We start from the raw sequence: 16167 nt of genomic DNA, 5'->3' as shown, positions 1-16167 counted from the left end.
GCCAACGCAACGTCAGGAACAGGAGGAAGGAACCAACGTGGAAACAAGTATCGCCGGGCGGTCTGGTGCCGGCGCGGGACGGCGTGAATACCTCGGTTTGGCCGTGCTGGCTTTGCCGACGGTGCTGATCGCGCTCGATATGAGCGTGTTGTACCTCGCGGTCCCGCATCTGACCGAAGACCTGGGCGCGTCGGCCCTTCAGCAGTTGTGGATCACCGACATCTACGGGTTCGTGGTCTCCGGCTTTCTCATCATGATGGGCTCGCTGGGTGACCGGATCGGCCGCAAACGCCTGCTGCTGGTCGGCGCTGCGTTGTTCGCGGTCATGTCGCTGGTGGCGGCGTTGTCGACCAGTCCAGAGATGCTCATCGCGGCCAGGGCGGGGCTCGGCGTCGCCGGTGCGACGCTGATGCCGTCGACCATGACACTGCTGCGCAGCATGTTCACCGACCCGGCGCAGTACATGAAAGCGATCGGCGTATGGATGGCTTGCTTCATGGGCGGCATTGCCTTCGGACCCGTGATCGGCGGCGTACTCCTCCAGTACTTCTGGTGGGGCTCGGTGTTCCTGCTCGGCGTCCCGGTGATGGCGGTGCTGCTGTTGTTCGGTCCGCGGCTGCTGCCGGAGTACCGTAACCCGGACGCGGGGCCGCTCGATGTCGTGAGCGCTCTGCTCTCCTTGGCCACCGTTCTGCCGATCATCTACGGGCTGAAGGAGTTGGTGCAGCACGGGGCGGGTCCGGTGCAACTCGCCGCGCTCGCGGTCGGCATCGCCTTCGGTGCGCTGTTCGTGCGCCGGCAGCGGGCGCTGGCTGTGCCGATGCTCGAACTGGGTCTGTTCGGCAACCGTACCTTCCGGTCGGCCATCACCATGACGGTCTTCGGCGGGATCATGGCCGGGACGAACTTCTTCGTGTACCAGTATTTGCAGACGGTGCAACAGCTGGAACCGTTGCACGCCGCGCTGTGGCTGGTGCCGTCGTCGATCACCATCATCGTCGGGGTGAACCTCGCGCCGCGGCTCGGGCAGCGGATCCGGCCGGCGTACGCCATCGCTGGCGGGCTCGTCCTTGTGGCGATCGGGTACCTGGTGCTGACCGGGGTCGGTGACGGCCGTACCGGTCTGGCCGTCCTGGTGACCGGACTCGTCATCACAGGCGTCGGCATCGGGCCCATGAGCGCGCTGGGCGCCGGCCTCGCGCTCGGCTCGGTACCGATGGACAAGGCCGGCTCGGCCGCGAGCACGAACCAGGTCGCCGGCGACTTCGGCATCGCGATGGGCGTCGCGCTGATCGGCGTGGCGGGCACGACCGTCTACCAGGACCAGATCGCTGACCGGCTCCCGGCCGACCTGCCGGCTGCCGCCGCGAACTCGGCCCGCGAGAGCGTCGCCGGCGCGTTGTCGGTCAGCCCCCAGCTCGGCGAGCCGCTTCGCGGCCAGCTCATCGAGACCGCGCAGGCAGCGTTCACTACGGCACTGCACTACGCGGCCGTCGGCAGCGCGATCATCGCCGTGCTGCTGGGGATCCTAGCCATCGCGACCCTGCGGCATGTGCCGCCAACCGGCGCCGCCCCGGCCGCCGACACCCCGCCAGAAGAAGCACCGGCAACCCCGGTGGCAGCGACCAGCGGCGTTGAATGACCCCGCTTCACGTTCGGTCCGCCGGCCCGCCCGGTTGTGGCCACCGCGGATGGGAGATGCGGTCCCGAACCTGTGGGGAGGGCATCCCGGCTGTCACGCTCGTCGGCAGCCACGCTTCGTGGTCGCTGGCCGAGGTGACTCGCTACGACGGAGCCGAGGCCGCTGCGCGGCTTGCCACCGGAGTACGCGATCCAGGAGCGCGGTGCCCCGCCGGCACGGCAAACGCCCCGGCCCCTCGGACCGTGGCGGCGGGCCCAACGACGCCAGCGAAGGCCGTACCGATTCACGCTGGTTGCGGGCGTACTGTGACGGCTGTCCCAGGGCCTTCCGGCTGGCGGCGGCTAGGCCGTGTGTCGAAGTCGGTGCCAGGGCTTGAACTGGCGTAAGGATCTTCGCGTGTCGGTGGTCGTGATGTAGCGAGGTCTCCGGTAGATGGTTCAGCGACCAAGCAGAACCTGAAACCGGAGACCTCGTGGACACCCTAGCGGTGACGAGGCGGTTCGACCTGACCGACGCCCAGTGGGCGACGCTGGAGCCGCTGCTGCCAGCGGCGAAGCGGCCGGGTCGACCGTCGTCGTGGAGCAGACGGCAGTTGATCGACGGGATCCGGTGGCGGATCCGGGTCGGTGCCCCATGGCGGGACGTGCCGCCCCAGTACGGGTCCTGGTCGGCGGTGTACGCCCTGTTCCGACGTTGGCAGCGCAACGGGACCTGGCAGCGGATCCTCACCGCGTTGCAGGCGCGTGCCGACGCCGCCGGTCAGATCACCTGGGACGTGTCGGTGGACTCGACCACCGCCCGAGCCCACCAGCACGCCGCCGGAGCGAGGAAAAGGGGGCTCTGCAGGCCGAACCACCGGGCGGCGTCAGCATCGAGCCGGACGATCACGCCCTGGGGCGTTCTCGCGGCGGGTTGACCACGAAGCTGCACCTGGCGTGTGAGCAGGGACAGAAACCCCTCGCCATCGTGCTGACCGCCGGACAGCGCGGCGACAGCCCGCAGTTCGTCCCGGTCCTGGCCGCCATCCGCGTACCCCGCCTGGCCACCGGCCGCCCGAGGACCCGCCCGGACCGGGTCCTGGCCGACAAGGCGTACACATCCAGGGCCAACCGTTCCTATCTACGGCAGCGTGGCATCGCCGCGACGATCCCGAGCAAGACCGACCAGGACGCCCACCGGCGGGCCAAGGGCTCCAAGGGCGGTCGGCCACCAGCTTTCGACCCCGAGATCTAGAAGCAGCGTCACGCCGTGGAGCGCGGCATCAACCGCCTCAAACGTCACCGGGCTGTGGCCACCAGGTTCGACAAACTCGCCGTCCGCTACGCGCCGAAGTCGGCGGCAGTTATCCCGGCGGGGTGCCCGGGTGGCCACTGCACCAGCTCGATCCGGTAGCCGTCGGGGTCGGTGAGCCAGGAGGTCTGCGGGCCGTACGGGCCGGCGGGCTGTTCCACCGGGCCGGGCCAGAGCCCCGACTTGATCAGCCTGTCCACCGTCCCGGCGAGGTCGTCGACCTGTATCACGAGGTGGCTGAACCCGGTGCCGACGTCCACCGGCCCGTCGTCCGGCCGGTGCACCAGCTCCAACGTGACGAACTCCTCCTCCGGAAACTTGAGGACGGTCAGACTGACGCCCTCCCCGACCTCCACCCGGCCGACAAGCGTGTACCCGAGCGCGGTGTAGAAGCGGAGCGAGGCGGCGAGGTCCGAGACGCGGTACGCCGTGTGGAGGGTCTTCACCAGGTCACCATACGAGTGTGTGGCCCGTACGGCGCGCCGCTTCCCGTACCCGTGGATCCAGGGCCGGTGCCCGACGGCGCGCGCGGCGGCGGATGGTCCCGTTTCGTCGCTACTCGTGGTGCAGCGAGCGGGCCAGCGCCGTCGCGGCCTGGGCGGTGACCGCCTGCGCGGCCTGGGTGTCGGCCAGCGCGTCCAGCATCGCCACGTCGTGCACGGTGCCCTGGTAGCGGACCTGGGTCACGGGTACGCCGGCCTGGCGCAGTTTCGCCGCGTACGCCTCGCCCTCGTCGCGCAGCACGTCCGCCTCGTTCGTGGTGACCAGGGTCGGCGGCATGCCGCGGAGCTGCTCCGGCCTGGCCCGCAGCGGCGACGCCGTCGGGTCCGTGCGCTCGGCCCGGTCCGGCAGGTACTGGTCCCAGAACCACATCATCTGTTCCCTGGCCAGGTAGTAGCCGGTGCCGAACTCGCGATAGGACGCGGTGTCGAAGTCGGCGTCGGTTACCGGATAGAGCAGCACCTGCCGGGCGAAGCGGGGGCCGTCGCGTTGCGCGGCCAGCATCGTCACGACCGTCGCCAGGTTGCCGCCGGACGAGTCGCCCGCGATGGCGAGCCGGGTCGGGTCGAGACCGTGGTCGTCGCCCTGGTCGGCCAGCCACCGCGCCACCGCGTAGCACTCCTCGACCGCGATCGGGAACCGCGCCTCCGGCGACCGGCTGTACTCCGGGAAGACGATCGCCGCGTTGGCCTGTACCGCGAGTTCGCGGATCAGCCGGTCGTGGGTGAGGGAGTCGCCGAAGACCCAGCCCGCGCCGTGGATGTAGAGCACCGCCGGCAGCATCCCGCCGATCCCGCGCGGTCGCATCATCTCCTGCGCGGCGGAGCGGAGCCATTCCCCCAATCCAGCGCCCGCGCCGCCGAACCGGCCGGCGCCGCGGGGTTTGACGATCCGCACCGGTACCTGCCCGGTCGGGCCGCCCGGCACCATGATGTCCTCGATGTCCACCTCCGGGCGGGGGATGCTGCCCGACTGCATCTGGGCCAACTGCACCCGCCCCTGCTCCGGACCGAGCTGGAACGGGTACGGCGGGGTCGCGGTCTTCCGGGCCAGTTCCGCCGCGGCCGGTTCCAGCACCACCGAGGTCATCCGCACGGACTGCGCCATGACGGCTCCTTCCCCCGATCCTCGCCGATTTCGCCGCTCCGATTTTCGCCGCTGGGTGACGATCGCGGCCTGCCCCGCTCGGGTACCCCCGTCGGTTCCGAATATTGCCTGGTCGGCGGTGTTCCCCGGGGGGGCGCCCAATCGCGTGCCTACCAGATCAACTGACCTGACGGGCGTTATCCACAGCCGGTCCAGTTATCCACAGCGCGGACTTTCCGGGCTCGGGGCGAGGTTCGCCGACGCCAGGGTGTGCGGGTAGCCGGACCGCCCGTTGGAGCCGGATCTCAGCACAGGAGGACGTGATGCCACCGCGTACCCCGGTCCGTTCCGGACCGCGTCTGCCCCTGGTGGTCACCTCGGACAACGAGCTACTCGACGAACTGCTCCGGCTCGCGGCGGCGGGTGGCGGCGAGGTGGAGGTGGCCGCCGACCCGGCGTCGGCCCGGTCCCGCTGGGCCGCCGCGCCACTGGTGGTGGTCGGCACCGACCAGGCGCAGGCGTGCCTGCGGGCGAGGCTGCCCCGCCGGCCCCGGGTGGTGCTGGTCGGCCGCTCGGGGGAGGGCGACGGCGGCTGGGAGGTGGCCGAGCTGCTCGGCGCCGAGCACGTCGCCGTGCTGCCGGCGGCCGAGCCCTGGCTCGTCGACCGGTTCGGCGAGAGCCTGACCGGCCGAGGTGCGGTGGGCGGTCCGGCCCGGATCGTCGCGGTGATCGGCGGGCGCGGCGGCGCGGGCGCGAGCGTACTGGCCGGCGGGCTCGCCATCACCGCCGCCCGGTGCGGCCTGCGCACCCTGCTCGTCGACGCGGATCCGCTCGGCGGCGGCCTCGACCTGGTTCTCGGCTGGGAACAGCTGGAGGGCCTACGCTGGCCTGCGCTGACCGAGGCGGACGGCCGGGTCGATGCTCCCGCGCTGGTCCGGGCGCTGCCCAGCCGGGGCGACCTGGTGATGCTCTCCTGGGATCGCGGTGACCTGCTGGCGCTGCCCGCCGAGGCGATGGCGGCCACCATGGACGCCGGCCGGCGGGGCCGGGACATCGTCGTCGTCGACCTGCCCCGGCAACTCGACGACGCCGCGGTCATCGCCCTCCAGACGGCCGACCAGACGTTCGTGCTGGTACCCGCCGAGTTGCGGGCCACCGCGGCAGCGGCCCGGGTGGTCGCGGCCGCCGGGCTGCACTGCGCCAACCTGTCGGTCATCGTCCGTGGCCCGGCACCGGGCCGGCTCAAGGCCCGGGAGGTCGCCCGAGCCCTCGACCTGCCACTGGCCGGCACGCTGCGGCCCGAGCCGGCGCTCTGCCGCAACCTGGAACGCGGCGAGGCCCCGGCGGCGGCCGGACGGGGCCCGCTGGCCGCGCTCTGCCAGCGCATCGTCACCGACCTGACCGGAGCGGCCGGTGTACCGGCCGAAGCACGATGACCGCCCGAGGCCACATCATGACCGGCCGAGGCCACACCGGGACGGTCGGGTCATGAGGCACGAACTCGCCGCCCGGGTCCGGCGCCGGTTCGCCGCCGAGGGCACGACGGTTACCCCGGCGGCCGTAGTCGCGGCGGTACGCGCCGATCCCGGTGCCGCCGTCCTCGGTGACACCACCGTGCTGCGGATGGCCACCCGGGTGCATCACGAGCTGGTCGGAGCCGGCCCGCTCACGCCGCTGCTCGCCGACGACCGGGTCACCGACGTGCTGGTGAACGGCACCGAGGTCTGGGTGGACCGGGGTAACGGACTGTCCCCGGTGTCGGTGCCGCTCGGCGGCCCCGACGAGGTACGCCGACTCGCCCAGCGGCTCGCCGCCGCGTGTGGCCGGCGGCTGGACGAGGGCAGCCCGTACGTCGACGCGCGTCTGCCGGACGGCACCCGGCTGCACGCCGTACTGCCGCCGGTGGCGACCAGCGGGCCGTACCTGTCGTTGCGTACCTTCCGCCAGCACCCCTTCACCCTCGACGACCTGGTGCGCCACGGCACCCTGTCCGGCAGCGCCGCCACGCTGCTGGCGGCGGTGGTCGCCGCCCGGCTCGCCTATCTGGTGGTCGGCGGCACGGGATCGGGCAAGACGACCCTGCTGAACACGCTGCTCGGGCTGGTGCCGCCGACCGAACGGATCGTGCTGGTCGAGGACGCGGCCGAGCTGCGCCCGGTGCATCCGCACGTCGTCGGACTCCAGGCCCGGACGTCCAACGTGGAGGGTGCGGGTTCGGTCGGGCTGAGTGACCTGGTGCGGCAGGCCCTGCGGATGCGCCCCGACCGGCTGGTGGTGGGCGAGTGTCGGGGGGCCGAGGTGGTGGACCTGCTCTCCGCGCTGAACACGGGACACGACGGCGGGGCGGGCACCCTGCACGCCAACGCTCCGGCGGACGTACCGGCCCGACTGGAGGCACTGGGTCTGCTCGGCGGGCTGCCCCGGCCGGCCCTGCACGCCCAGGTGGCCGCCGCGCTCCAGGTGCTGCTCCAGGTCCGCCGTGGATCGACGGGACGCGTGCTGGAGGCGGTCTGCCTGATGCTGCCGGCGGGGCCGGAGCGGCTGGTCACCGTCGTACCGGCCTGGCGTCGGGATCGCGGACTCGGGCCGGCCGCCCCGGCACTGGCGGCGCTGATCGCCGAGCGCGGAGTGCCGCTGCCACCCCTGCTGGAGGCGACATCCCGGCCCTGGCCGCACCCCTCCGCCGGCCAGCGGGAGCTGACCCGGGGTACGCCGTGACGACCTGGTGGCTGGCGCCCTGGTGGTTGGCGGCCCTCTGCCTGGTCGGCGTGGTGATCCTGGTCGGCTGGCCGGCGCGGCGGATTCGTTCCCGGCGTCGAGCGGTGATCAGCGGTCGCCATGCCGCGACTGTCCGGCGCTCGATGTCGGCTGGCCCGCCAGGGGAGACACCCGGGACCGATGCCGGGGTGTCCAGGCCGAACGCGCTGGATCGACTGCTCACCTCCGTGCCGCCGTGGACAGCCGTTGTCGCCGGTGCTGTTCTGGGCGGCGCCGCCGGTGGCCTCGCCGGTGGTCCGGTAGCCGCCCTCGCCGTCGCCACCTACACCGCCCTGGCGGTACGCGGCCTGCTGCGTCGCCGAGCACGCCGGTCGGCCGAGCGACTACGTCGCCGTCAACTCGACGAACTCTGCGGGCTCGCCGCCGACCTCCGCGCCGGACTGCCACCCTCGACCCTCATGCTCGGGTCCGGCAGTGCGACTCGGCTGCCCGGGTCCGGCAGTGTCAGTCGGCTGCCCGGGTCCGGCAGTGCGACTCGGCTGCCCGAATCCGGCGGGGCGGGCCGGACGACGGTGGCCGACGACTCCGGTCGACTGTTCGGTCTCGCCCGGGCAGCGGTACGCCTCGCCGAGCAGACCGGTGCACCCCTTGCCGAGCTGCTGGAACGGATCGAGGCCGATGCGCGGGCAATGGATCGAGGGCTTGCCGCAGCCGGAGCGCAGGCGGCCGGAGCCCGTGCCACCGCCTGGCTGTTGGCCGGACTGCCGGCCGGCGGGATCGCGTTGGGTTACGGCATCGGCGTCGACCCGCTGGCGATCCTGCTGCACACACCGCTCGGTGCCGCCTGCGCGGTAGGGGCGTTGGTCCTGCAACTCGCCGGCCTGGCCTGGGCTGGCCGACTCAGCGATGCCGGCCGCACCGACGAGACCGGCAGCGAGGTGGGGCAGCACGTTTCCGGCTCGGCGCACGGCCGGCATCCGGCGACGGCACTCACCCGGCTCGCCGCCTCGGGGCGCTGACGATGGCACGGATCCTGATCCCGGGAGTCCTGACCGGTCTCGCGCTGCTGCTGGCCATGCTCGGAATGTCGGCCCGCGCCTCGGCCCGACGGCGCCTCGGCGCGATCGGCACGGCCGGCCCGCCCGTCCGGGCAGCCGGATGGGCGGGCCGCGAATCGCACGGCGCCCAGACGCACCGGAGCGGTCCGGGCGAGAACCTGCCGGGCTGGTCGGGCCGGATGGATCTCGTCCGGTCGGGGCGGATCGATCTCGTCCGGCTCGTGTCCGGGCTGTCCGGGCTGGCCGGCTGCGTCCTGCTCGGCGGCTGGCTCGGAGTACTGCTCGGGGTCGCTACCGCGGTTGTTCTCGACCGGCTGCTCCGCCGGCTCGAACCAGCCGCCGTCCGGCGACGCCGGTTGCGCGAGTCAGCCGACCTGCCGCTCGCCGCCGACCTGCTGGCGGCGGCGCTGCGGGCCGGCGCACCTGCCGACCGGGCCGTCTGTGCGGTCGCCGAAGCGCTCGGCGGGCCGCTGGGCGAGCGCCTCGGCGAGGTGGGCCGGACTCTCCAACTCGGCGGTACGCCCGAGGAGGCGTGGACGCGGGTCGGACCGGTGCCGGGTGCGGAGCGGCTCAGGTCGGCGGCGGTGCGCTCCTCGGCGAGCGGAGCGGCGCTGGCCGGGGCGTTGACCCGGCTCGCCGACGACCTGCGTGCCGACCGGGTGACCGGGGCCGAGGCGGCGGCCCGGCGGGCCGGTGTGCTGATCGTGCTGCCGCTCGGTCTCTGTTTCCTGCCCGCCTTCATTCTCGCCGGCCTGGTGCCGGTGATCGTCGCCGTGCTCGGCGACGTGCTGTGAACGATTCGAGAAGGGAACCTGATGCTGCGCAAGTTGACCGCCCGGCTCCGTGGCGACGCCGGGATGAACACCGCCGAGTACGCCGTCGGCACCCTCGCCGCCGTCGCCTTCGCCGGGATCCTGTTGAAGGTACTCACCTCCGGGCGGGTGCAGGCTGCGTTGGCCAGTGTGATCGACCGGGCCCTGTCGTGAGTCGGCGCTGGCCGGTCGACCGCGATCGGGGTTCCTTCACGGCCGAGTTGGCGGCCGGCCTGCCGGCGCTGCTGTTGTTACTGCTCGCCGGGCTCACCGCCGTCAACGCGGTGACCACCAAAGGGCAGTGCGTGGACGCCGCGCGGGAGGCGGCCGTGGCTGCCTCCCGCGGTGCCCCTGGAGTACCGGCCGGTCTCCGGGCCGCACCGCCGGGCGCGACGGTGTCGGTCTCCGTACGCGGTGAGGAGGTGGTGGCCACCGTGCGGGCACCGGTGCGTGCGCTCGGGGCGCGCTTGCCCCGACTGACGGTGAGCGCGGTCGCGGTCGCGGCGGTCGAGCCGGGCGCACCGGAGCCAACGTCATGACGGTCGAGCCAGGTACGCCGGAGCCGGCGTCGCGGCGGTCGAGCCGGGTACGCCGGAGCCGGCGTCATGACGGTCGGACCGGGCGTACCGGAGCCGGCGTCATGACGAACCGACGTGGCGGCCGGTCCGATCGGGGCAGCGCGACCCTGTGGCTGCTCGCCGTCGGGCTGGTCCTGGTGGTGTGCAGCCTCGCGGGCGCGGCGATCGGTGCTGCCCGGGTGGCCCGGCATCAGGCCCGGGTCGCGGCGGACCTCGGTGCGCTCGCCGGTGCCGCCCGCGCGTTGGAAGGTAGGGAGCAGGCATGTGCCAGGGCTGCGGCCATCGCCGCCGCGAACAGCGCCCGGATCACCGGCTGCGTCCTGGACGGACTCGACCTCCAGCTCACCGCCGAGGTGACGGTCGAACCGCTGCCCGGGATGACCAGGGTGGCCCGGGTGACGGCCCGAGCCGGCCCGATCCGAGACGAGGGAGCCCTAGTTCGGAACAAGCAAGCCCTCGTCCGGAACGAGGTAGCTCTGCCAAGCCCGGCTCGGCTACCGTCCGTCGACGTTCCACTGTGGCGGCAGCTCACCGTCGCAGCCGACGCAGCTGAAGTCCCCGTCCCGGACCACGTTGCACAGGTCGCAGTAGGGGCAGCGACGGAATACCAACTCGGCGGTGAAGCCGTCCGGGTGTGGCAGGCCGGCGCGGTCGAGCGCCGAGGCCACCGCCGCCCAGGAGTCGAGATCGGGGCAGTAGCCGGTCGACTGGTTGGAGACGTAACCGACGACCCACCGACCGGACGAGGCAGCGGACCGACCCGAGGGCTCGGGCTCGAATGCGACCTCTCCGGCGGCGAGTACGTCCTGCCCGTCCGCGCAGGAGACGTGCTCACTGCGCCGGGGCGCCAGCCGCAACACGCCGGCCAGGTCGACCACGTAGGTGACCGGTTCCGCCAGCTCGGGTTCGGCCACCGACGACACCCAGCGAACGAAGTCACCCGGGCAGGTGACCCGGTAGCCACCGGATCCCGGCCGGACCGCGGCCCGGATGTCGGCGGGGCCGACGTAGCGGTACCGGCGGGTGAGCGTGGCCATCCGCCGACGGTAGCCGTTCGAGTATCACCCCGCGAGCGCAGATCGGCGCGTCACAGCGACGTCTGCCCACCCTCGAAGCGGCATCCGACCGCCGGTCGTCCGGTCGCCTCCAGCACGCCGGCCCTACCGGGTCACCGGAGGCGTGACAGGGGGCGTCGGGGGTGGACCGAGTGGCACGTGGGCGCTGCTGCTGCTGTTCCACGAGGCGTCGTAGGCGACGACCCGGATCGTCTCGTAGCCGCCGCGTGGCATGAACACCGCGGAGTTCGTGGTGACCTTGGCGGCGATCCGGACCTCGTCGATCGCGAACACGTGGTAGACGTGATATTCGATCACCCCGATGTTGTCCGTTGCCGGTTCCCAGGTCACCTGGTATCCGTTCGGAGTGACGGCGGTGACCACCGGGTTTCCCGGTGGGCTGGGCGGGACGGTGTCGTTGCCGCTACGCGGGAAGCTCGGCGGCTGGGGGACGAGCGCCCGGGGCGAGAAGGCCGAGATGTTGCCGGCCGCGTCCCGGGCGGTGACCGAGAAATGCGTGGTTGCAGCCGTGGGGCCGAGTTGCAGGGTCAACGGCGTGTTGTCCGGTACGACCCGGGCCAGGTACTGCGAATAGAACTGGTCGCCCTGGTAGACGTAGTACTGCGTCACCCCGACGTCGTCGGTCGACGCCGGCCAGGTGAGAGTGACCTGGCCTGGTTCCACCGAGAGCACCTGCGGCTGTCCGGGAGCGCTCGGCGGCCGGATGTCCGGAGCCGACGGTTCGACGAGTACGTCGTCGAACCAACTGGTGGCGTAGCTGGTGGCAAGGCCGATCCGGCCCTGGGCGAACTGGCTGTCGACGGCGGTGACCGAAGCGCTTCCGAGCTGCCCGACCAGTTGGTTGCCCCGGAGGGCGAGCCGTAGCGTCTGCCAGCCCCCGATCGCCGGTGTCGCCGGTGCGGTGCCGAGCACGGTGGTCCGACCGGAGACGAGTTTGCCCAGTTCGAGCAGTCCGTTCCCACGGATGTTCAGGTAGTAGTGGTTGGTGGTGGACTGGACCCGGGCCAGCAGCCCGATCGAGGAGCGTGCCCTGCTCAACGCGATCGGCCTGACCTGCACGCTGAGCGTGTAGTCGGTCCAGCCGGAGTCACCGGTCCGGGCGCTCGCGGCGGGGGTGCCGGAACTCTGCCGGTAAACCCGTGTGGCGTCCGAGCCGACCGACCACCGTCCGCCGGTGGTCGACCAGCCGGCGGCATCGCTGTCCTCGAAGTCGTCACCGAAGAGTGGTGCCGCCTGTGCCACCGCCGAGGGGGCCCGATCCGGCCGCGCGTCCAGGGCGCCGGCGACCGAAGCGACCGAAGCGTCGCTGCCGACAGCGGCCGAGGGTAGGGCGACCGTGAGACCGGCGCTGATGACCAGCGCCAGGCCGGCGGCGATCAGGGCGCACCGACGGCTGCCGGCTGCGCGTGGGTGGGCTGTGCTGTCGCCGGCTGGTCGTGGGTGGGCTGTGCTGTCGCCGGCTGGTCGTGGGTGGGCTGTGCTGTCGCCGGCTGTGCGGTGGCCGGGGCCGGGCCGACCGGACGCGGTGCTGACGGGGATGGACACGGCGACGACCTGCCTTCGGGACGGACCGGTCGGCGGGCCAGCGGCGGGCGACCTGACCCGGTCGGCGGGACGGAGAGGTGACGGCGTGGCGATAACGCGAGGTGAGTGCCGACAAACTCTACGTATGGAGATTCGTGTGTGTCAATGCCGTGACGGAGCCTGCGACTTCGCCCGAATGTGATCGGTGCACGCCTATGGGCCGGATCGTCCAGCGCCAGCCGATGACCCGCCGGCAGGGCTCCTCCGGATACCCCCGGCGGATGCCGCAGGTCCCTCGGCTAGACGGATTCACGCCCCAACCGAGGCCGTGGTGATCAGCGGAGGCCGCCCTCGGACGCCCGGCGTACCACCCAGCTGTTCAGCACCTGGTGGATGCTGTGCAGCATCTGGTGGATCTGGTCCAGACGCTCGGCCTGGGCCAGTGCCGCATACGCCTGCGAGAGCGCGATCTGCTGGTCGACGGTCAGATGTGCCTGGTCGATGGTGTACAGCAGTTCGACGGTCTCGGCGATGGTGTCGGCCACGACGTCCTCCTCAGCGGATCTGTGGAAGCGCTCCCAGCGTAACTTAACCAGATCCACATCGATCCATGCGTGCGAATACCGACTATCCGCGATCGGTCCTCGGACCGGACTCCTCGGGGTCCGCCGGAGCGACCGTGGTTAGGTCGTCCGGGTCCGCCGGAGCCACCTTGGCCAGGTTGGCCAGCACCACGTCGAGCACCCGGACCGCCTCCGGTTTGGCCAGCGGGTTGTTGCCGTTCCCGCACTTCGGCGACTGTACGCAGGACGGGCAGCCGGTCTCGCAGCCGCATTCGACGATCGCGTCCCGGGTCGCGGTGAGCCACGCCGACGCCGCCCGGTACGCCCGCTCGGCGAAACCGGCGCCGCCCGGGTGCCCGTCGTAGACGAAGACCGTCGGCGCCTCGGTGTCCGGATGGTTCGCCGTCGACAGTCCGCCGATGTCCCAGCGGTCGCAGGTGGCGACCAGCGGCAGCAGCCCGATCGCGGCGTGCTCGGCGGCGTGCAGCGCCCCCGGCATCTCGGCCGCCTCCACCCCGGCCGCCATCAGCGACTCCGGCGACACGGTGAACCAGACCGCGACGGTACGCAGTTCCCGGGCGGGCAGGTCCAGCGGCAGGGTGGCCAGTACCTCGCCGGAGGCGAGCCGGCGGCGCTGGTACGACACCACCTGGCTGGTCACGTCGACCTCGCCGAGGAACATCCCGACCGGTCCGGCGTCGAGATAGGAGCGGACCGAGACGACCGACAGCGAGGTGACGTCCCGGGGATGGGTGGACCAGTCCGGCTCCTCGGCGTGCACCAGCGCGCAGCCGCCGTCGAGGTCGAGGTCGTCCACCACGTACGAGACGCCCTGGTGCAGGTAGACCGCGCCGGGGTGGACCTGGAAGTGCGCCGACGCCGGGTCGACCGTGCCGAGCAGCCGGCCGGTCGACGCCTCGACCACGTCCACCGGCGTACCGCCGGTGCCGCGCAGGTCCACCTCCGGCCGCCCGACGTGCCGCCAGTACCAGCCGGTCGGGCGGGAGCGGAGGGCACCGGCGGCCACCAGCGCCTCGACCGCCTCCTTCGCCCCTTCGCCGAAGAGTTCCAGGTCGGCCGGGGTGAGCGGGGACTCGGCAGCCGCGCAGGCCAGTTGCGGCCCCAGCACGTACGGGTTGGCCGGGTCGAGCACCGTCGCCTCGACCGGCCGGCCGAACAGCGCCTCCGGGTGGTGTACCAGGTAGGTGTCCAGCGGGTCGTCCCGGGCGACGAGTACGGCCAGCGCCTCCCGCCCGGAGCGCCCGGCCCGGCCGGCCTGCTGCCAGAGCGAGGCCCGGGTGCCCGGGTAACCGCAGATCAGCACGGCGTCCAGCCCGACCAGGTCGACGCCGAGTTCCAGCGCGCTGGTCGAGGCGAGCCCGAGCAACTCGCCGCCGAGCAGCGCCTGTTCCAGCGAGCGGCGCTCCTCGCGCAGGTAGCCCGACCGGTAGGCGGCGACCCGGCTGCCCAGCCCGGGGACGGCCTCGTCCAGCGAGCGCCGGGCGGTGGTGGCGATCAGCTCGGCCCCGCGCCGGGACTTGACGAAGGCCAGCGTCCGGACTCCGGCCGCGACCGTGTCGCTGAGCAGGTCGGCGGTCTCCCGCAGCGCGGACCGGCGCACCGGAGCGCCGTCGAGCCCGGCGTCGGTCCCGGGACCTACCAGCACCGGCTCGGCGAGGCCGGCCGGCGCCGCCCCGCCCGGCGACGACGACGGGGCCGTCCTGCCCGACGACGACGGGGCCGTCCTGTCCGGCGACGACGACGGGGCCGTCCTGCCCGACGACGACGGGGCCGTCCTGTCCGGCGACGACGACGGGGCCGTCCTGCCCGGCGGCGGCGACGACGGTGGGAGCAGTGGCGGCTCCCAGAGCGCGAAGGTCAGCCCGCCGCGCGGCGCGGTGTCCTCGGTGACCGCCGTGACCGGCAGCCCGGTCAGCCGCCCGGCCGCCGCCGCCGGGTCGCCCGAGGTCGCCGAGGCCAGTACGAAGACCGGCCCGTCCGGCGCCGACCCGCCACCGCCGGTCCCGCTCCGCTGCCCCGGCACCGACGACCTCGGGGTACGCGGATAGCGTGCCGCCTGCCGCCGCAGCCGGCGCAGTACGTGTGCCACGTGCGACCCGAACACACCCCGGTAGGTGTGGCACTCGTCGACCACCACGAACGCCAGCCGGCGCAGGAAGGCGGACCACTTCGCGTGCCCCGGCAGGATGCCGTGGTGCAGCATGTCCGGGTTGGTCAGCACGAACCTGGAGTGCGCTCGGATCCAGTCCCGTTCGGCGCGCGGGGTGTCGCCGTCGTAGCAGGCCGGGCGTACCCCGTCGAGGTCGAGTGCGGCGACGGCCCGGAGCTGGTCGGCGGCGAGGGCCTTGGTCGGGGCCAGGTAGAGCACCGTGGCCCGGGGGTCGGCGAGCAGCGTGGCCAGCGCCGGGAGCTGGTACCCGAGGGACTTTCCGGAGGCGGTGCCGGTGGCGACCACCACGTTCCGGCCGGCGTACGCGTGTCCGGCGGCCTCGGCCTGGTGCCGCCACGGCGCGACCACGCCCTGCCCGGCGAGGGCCGCGCGCAGTTCCGCCGGCACCCATTCCGGCCAGTCGACGGCCGTGCCGGTACGCGCCGGCAACCGCTCGACGTGCGTGACCGGACCGACCACCGTGCCGGCCGCCCCGGCCACCCCGACCGCGCCGATGCCGCCGGTGCCGGTGCCGGTGCCGGTGCTGCCGGCGTGCGCCCGGCCGCGCAGCAGGTCCAGCAGCTCGCCCGCGCCGGGGCGACCGGTCGGGCGGGCGTCCCCGCCGCCGGCACCGGCCGATACTGTTGCTGGAAACGTCACGCCCTGCACTCTCGCACTCTCGTACGTGCGTCGGAAGGCCGGGTGGCGTCGGTCCGCCTTCGGTGCGCGGTCCGCTGGTCGATGGTTAGATGCCCAGGAGCGTTCCTGGCCGGTCAGAGGAGGACTGATGGATCTGTCGCTGACGACCCGCACCATCGGTGAGTACACGGTGTTGGAGGTCGGCGGCGAGGTCGACGTCTACACCGCACCGAGACTGCGCGAGCGGCTGGTCGAGTTGATCGACGGCGGGGCCCGGGCGATCGTCGTCGACCTGGGTCGGGTGGACTTCCTCGACTCGACCGGACTCGGTGTGCTCGTGGGGGCGCTCAAGCGGCTGCGTCCGGTCGGCGGGACCTTCGGGCTGATCTGCGACAAGGAGCCGCTGCTCAAGATCTTCCGGATCACCGCGCTGGACCAGGTGTTCCCGATCTACCCGACGCTGGACGCCGCCACCGCGCCGGCCGACTCCTCCGGTGCCGATGCCTGATG

The 16167-nt window shown here is 72.9% G+C and carries 13 protein-coding genes and 3 pseudogenes; 10 read left to right on the top strand and 6 right to left on the bottom strand.

From position 1 onward, the window contains the following. Nucleotides 1-37: 37 nt before the first annotated feature. The gene (locus tag O7626_RS32025; protein WP_278064740.1) at nt 38-1642 is read left to right on the top strand and encodes an MFS transporter; all 1605 of its coding nucleotides are present in this window, start codon (nt 38-40) and stop codon (nt 1640-1642) included. Nucleotides 1643-2114: 472 nt separating this feature from the next. Further along, a pseudogene (locus tag O7626_RS32020) lies at nt 2115-3034 on the top strand (IS5 family transposase). On the opposite strand, the gene O7626_RS32015 reads toward O7626_RS32020, so the two are convergent. Then, a complete protein-coding gene (locus O7626_RS32015) occupies nt 2962-3378 on the bottom strand; it encodes a VOC family protein (protein ID WP_278064739.1) in 417 nt (138 codons plus the stop codon). The pseudogene O7626_RS32020 and the gene O7626_RS32015 sit on opposite strands and share 73 nt — an antisense overlap. 109 nt (nt 3379-3487) lie before the next feature. Next, a complete protein-coding gene (locus O7626_RS32010; protein ID WP_278064738.1) occupies nt 3488-4540 on the bottom strand; it encodes an alpha/beta hydrolase in 1053 nt (350 codons plus the stop codon). Between the two features lie 302 nt (nt 4541-4842). On the opposite strand from O7626_RS32010, the gene ssd reads away from it, so the two are divergent. The 7 genes and pseudogenes from ssd to O7626_RS31975 all read left to right on the top strand — a co-directional run. Further along, a complete protein-coding gene (gene ssd, locus O7626_RS32005; protein ID WP_278064737.1) occupies nt 4843-5955 on the top strand; it encodes a septum site-determining protein Ssd in 1113 nt (370 codons plus the stop codon). Between the two features lie 52 nt (nt 5956-6007). Then, nucleotides 6008-7237 carry a TadA family conjugal transfer-associated ATPase gene (locus O7626_RS32000; protein ID WP_278064736.1) on the top strand — a complete coding sequence of 410 codons (1230 nt, stop codon included), beginning with the start codon at nt 6008-6010 and terminating at the stop codon, nt 7235-7237. A gap of 239 nt (nt 7238-7476) precedes the next feature. Continuing rightward, a pseudogene (locus O7626_RS31995) lies at nt 7477-8139 on the top strand (hypothetical protein); the annotation flags it as partial. A gap of 335 nt (nt 8140-8474) precedes the next feature. Then, nucleotides 8475-9089 (top strand): type II secretion system F family protein, encoded by a 615-nt coding sequence (locus O7626_RS31990; protein ID WP_278066412.1) that lies wholly within the window; start codon nt 8475-8477, stop codon nt 9087-9089. A gap of 18 nt (nt 9090-9107) precedes the next feature. Further along, complete coding sequence (locus tag O7626_RS31985; protein ID WP_278066411.1) at nt 9108-9281, top strand: DUF4244 domain-containing protein; 174 nt, start codon at nt 9108-9110, stop codon at nt 9279-9281. Beyond that, nucleotides 9278-9646 (top strand): TadE family type IV pilus minor pilin, encoded by a 369-nt coding sequence (locus O7626_RS31980; protein ID WP_278064735.1) that lies wholly within the window; start codon nt 9278-9280, stop codon nt 9644-9646. The genes O7626_RS31985 and O7626_RS31980 overlap by 4 nt, the downstream gene beginning before the upstream one ends. Nucleotides 9647-9747: 101 nt before the next feature. Further along, nucleotides 9748-10107: pseudogene (locus O7626_RS31975) on the top strand (Rv3654c family TadE-like protein); the annotation flags it as partial. 72 nt (nt 10108-10179) lie between these two features. On the opposite strand, the gene O7626_RS31970 reads toward O7626_RS31975, so the two are convergent. The 4 genes from O7626_RS31970 to O7626_RS31955 form a co-directional block, all read right to left on the bottom strand. Then, complete coding sequence (locus tag O7626_RS31970; protein ID WP_278064734.1) at nt 10180-10722, bottom strand: hypothetical protein; 543 nt, start codon at nt 10720-10722, stop codon at nt 10180-10182. 123 nt (nt 10723-10845) lie between these two features. Beyond that, complete coding sequence (locus O7626_RS31965; RefSeq protein WP_278064733.1) at nt 10846-12003, bottom strand: hypothetical protein; 1158 nt, start codon at nt 12001-12003, stop codon at nt 10846-10848. A 617-nt stretch (nt 12004-12620) separates the two neighbouring features. Beyond that, nucleotides 12621-12830: a hypothetical protein gene (locus O7626_RS31960; protein ID WP_278064732.1), complete on the bottom strand. Its 210-nt coding sequence runs from the start codon at nt 12828-12830 to the stop codon at nt 12621-12623. Between the two features lie 82 nt (nt 12831-12912). Next, on the bottom strand, nt 12913-15519 hold the full coding sequence (locus O7626_RS31955) for a DEAD/DEAH box helicase (protein ID WP_278066410.1): 2607 nt from the start codon (nt 15517-15519) through the stop codon (nt 12913-12915). A 286-nt stretch (nt 15520-15805) separates the two neighbouring features. On the opposite strand from O7626_RS31955, the gene O7626_RS31950 reads away from it, so the two are divergent. Then, nucleotides 15806-16165 (top strand): STAS domain-containing protein, encoded by a 360-nt coding sequence (locus O7626_RS31950; protein ID WP_278064731.1) that lies wholly within the window; start codon nt 15806-15808, stop codon nt 16163-16165. Nucleotides 16166-16167: the final 2 nt, after the last annotated feature.

Origin of the sequence: Micromonospora sp. WMMD1102 (genome assembly GCF_029626265.1) — a bacterium.
Lineage (GTDB): Bacteria > Actinomycetota > Actinomycetes > Mycobacteriales > Micromonosporaceae > Plantactinospora.
Note: the sequence above shows the minus strand (reverse complement) of the source record. Positions and strands in the feature narration are given on the sequence as shown.

Excerpts from the sequence above, each read along its gene's own strand:
- O7626_RS32010 (WP_278064738.1), bottom strand. The coding sequence starts at position 4,540 with ATGGCGCAGTCCGTGCGGATGACCTCGGTGGTGCTGGAACCGGCCGCG.
- ssd (WP_278064737.1), top strand. The coding sequence starts at position 4,843 with ATGCCACCGCGTACCCCGGTCCGTTCCGGACCGCGTCTGCCCCTGGTG.
- O7626_RS32000 (WP_278064736.1), top strand. The coding sequence starts at position 6,008 with ATGAGGCACGAACTCGCCGCCCGGGTCCGGCGCCGGTTCGCCGCCGAG.
- O7626_RS31990 (WP_278066412.1), top strand. The coding sequence starts at position 8,475 with ATGGATCTCGTCCGGTCGGGGCGGATCGATCTCGTCCGGCTCGTGTCC.
- O7626_RS31970 (WP_278064734.1), bottom strand. The coding sequence starts at position 10,722 with ATGGCCACGCTCACCCGCCGGTACCGCTACGTCGGCCCCGCCGACATC.
- O7626_RS31950 (WP_278064731.1), top strand. The coding sequence starts at position 15,806 with ATGGATCTGTCGCTGACGACCCGCACCATCGGTGAGTACACGGTGTTG.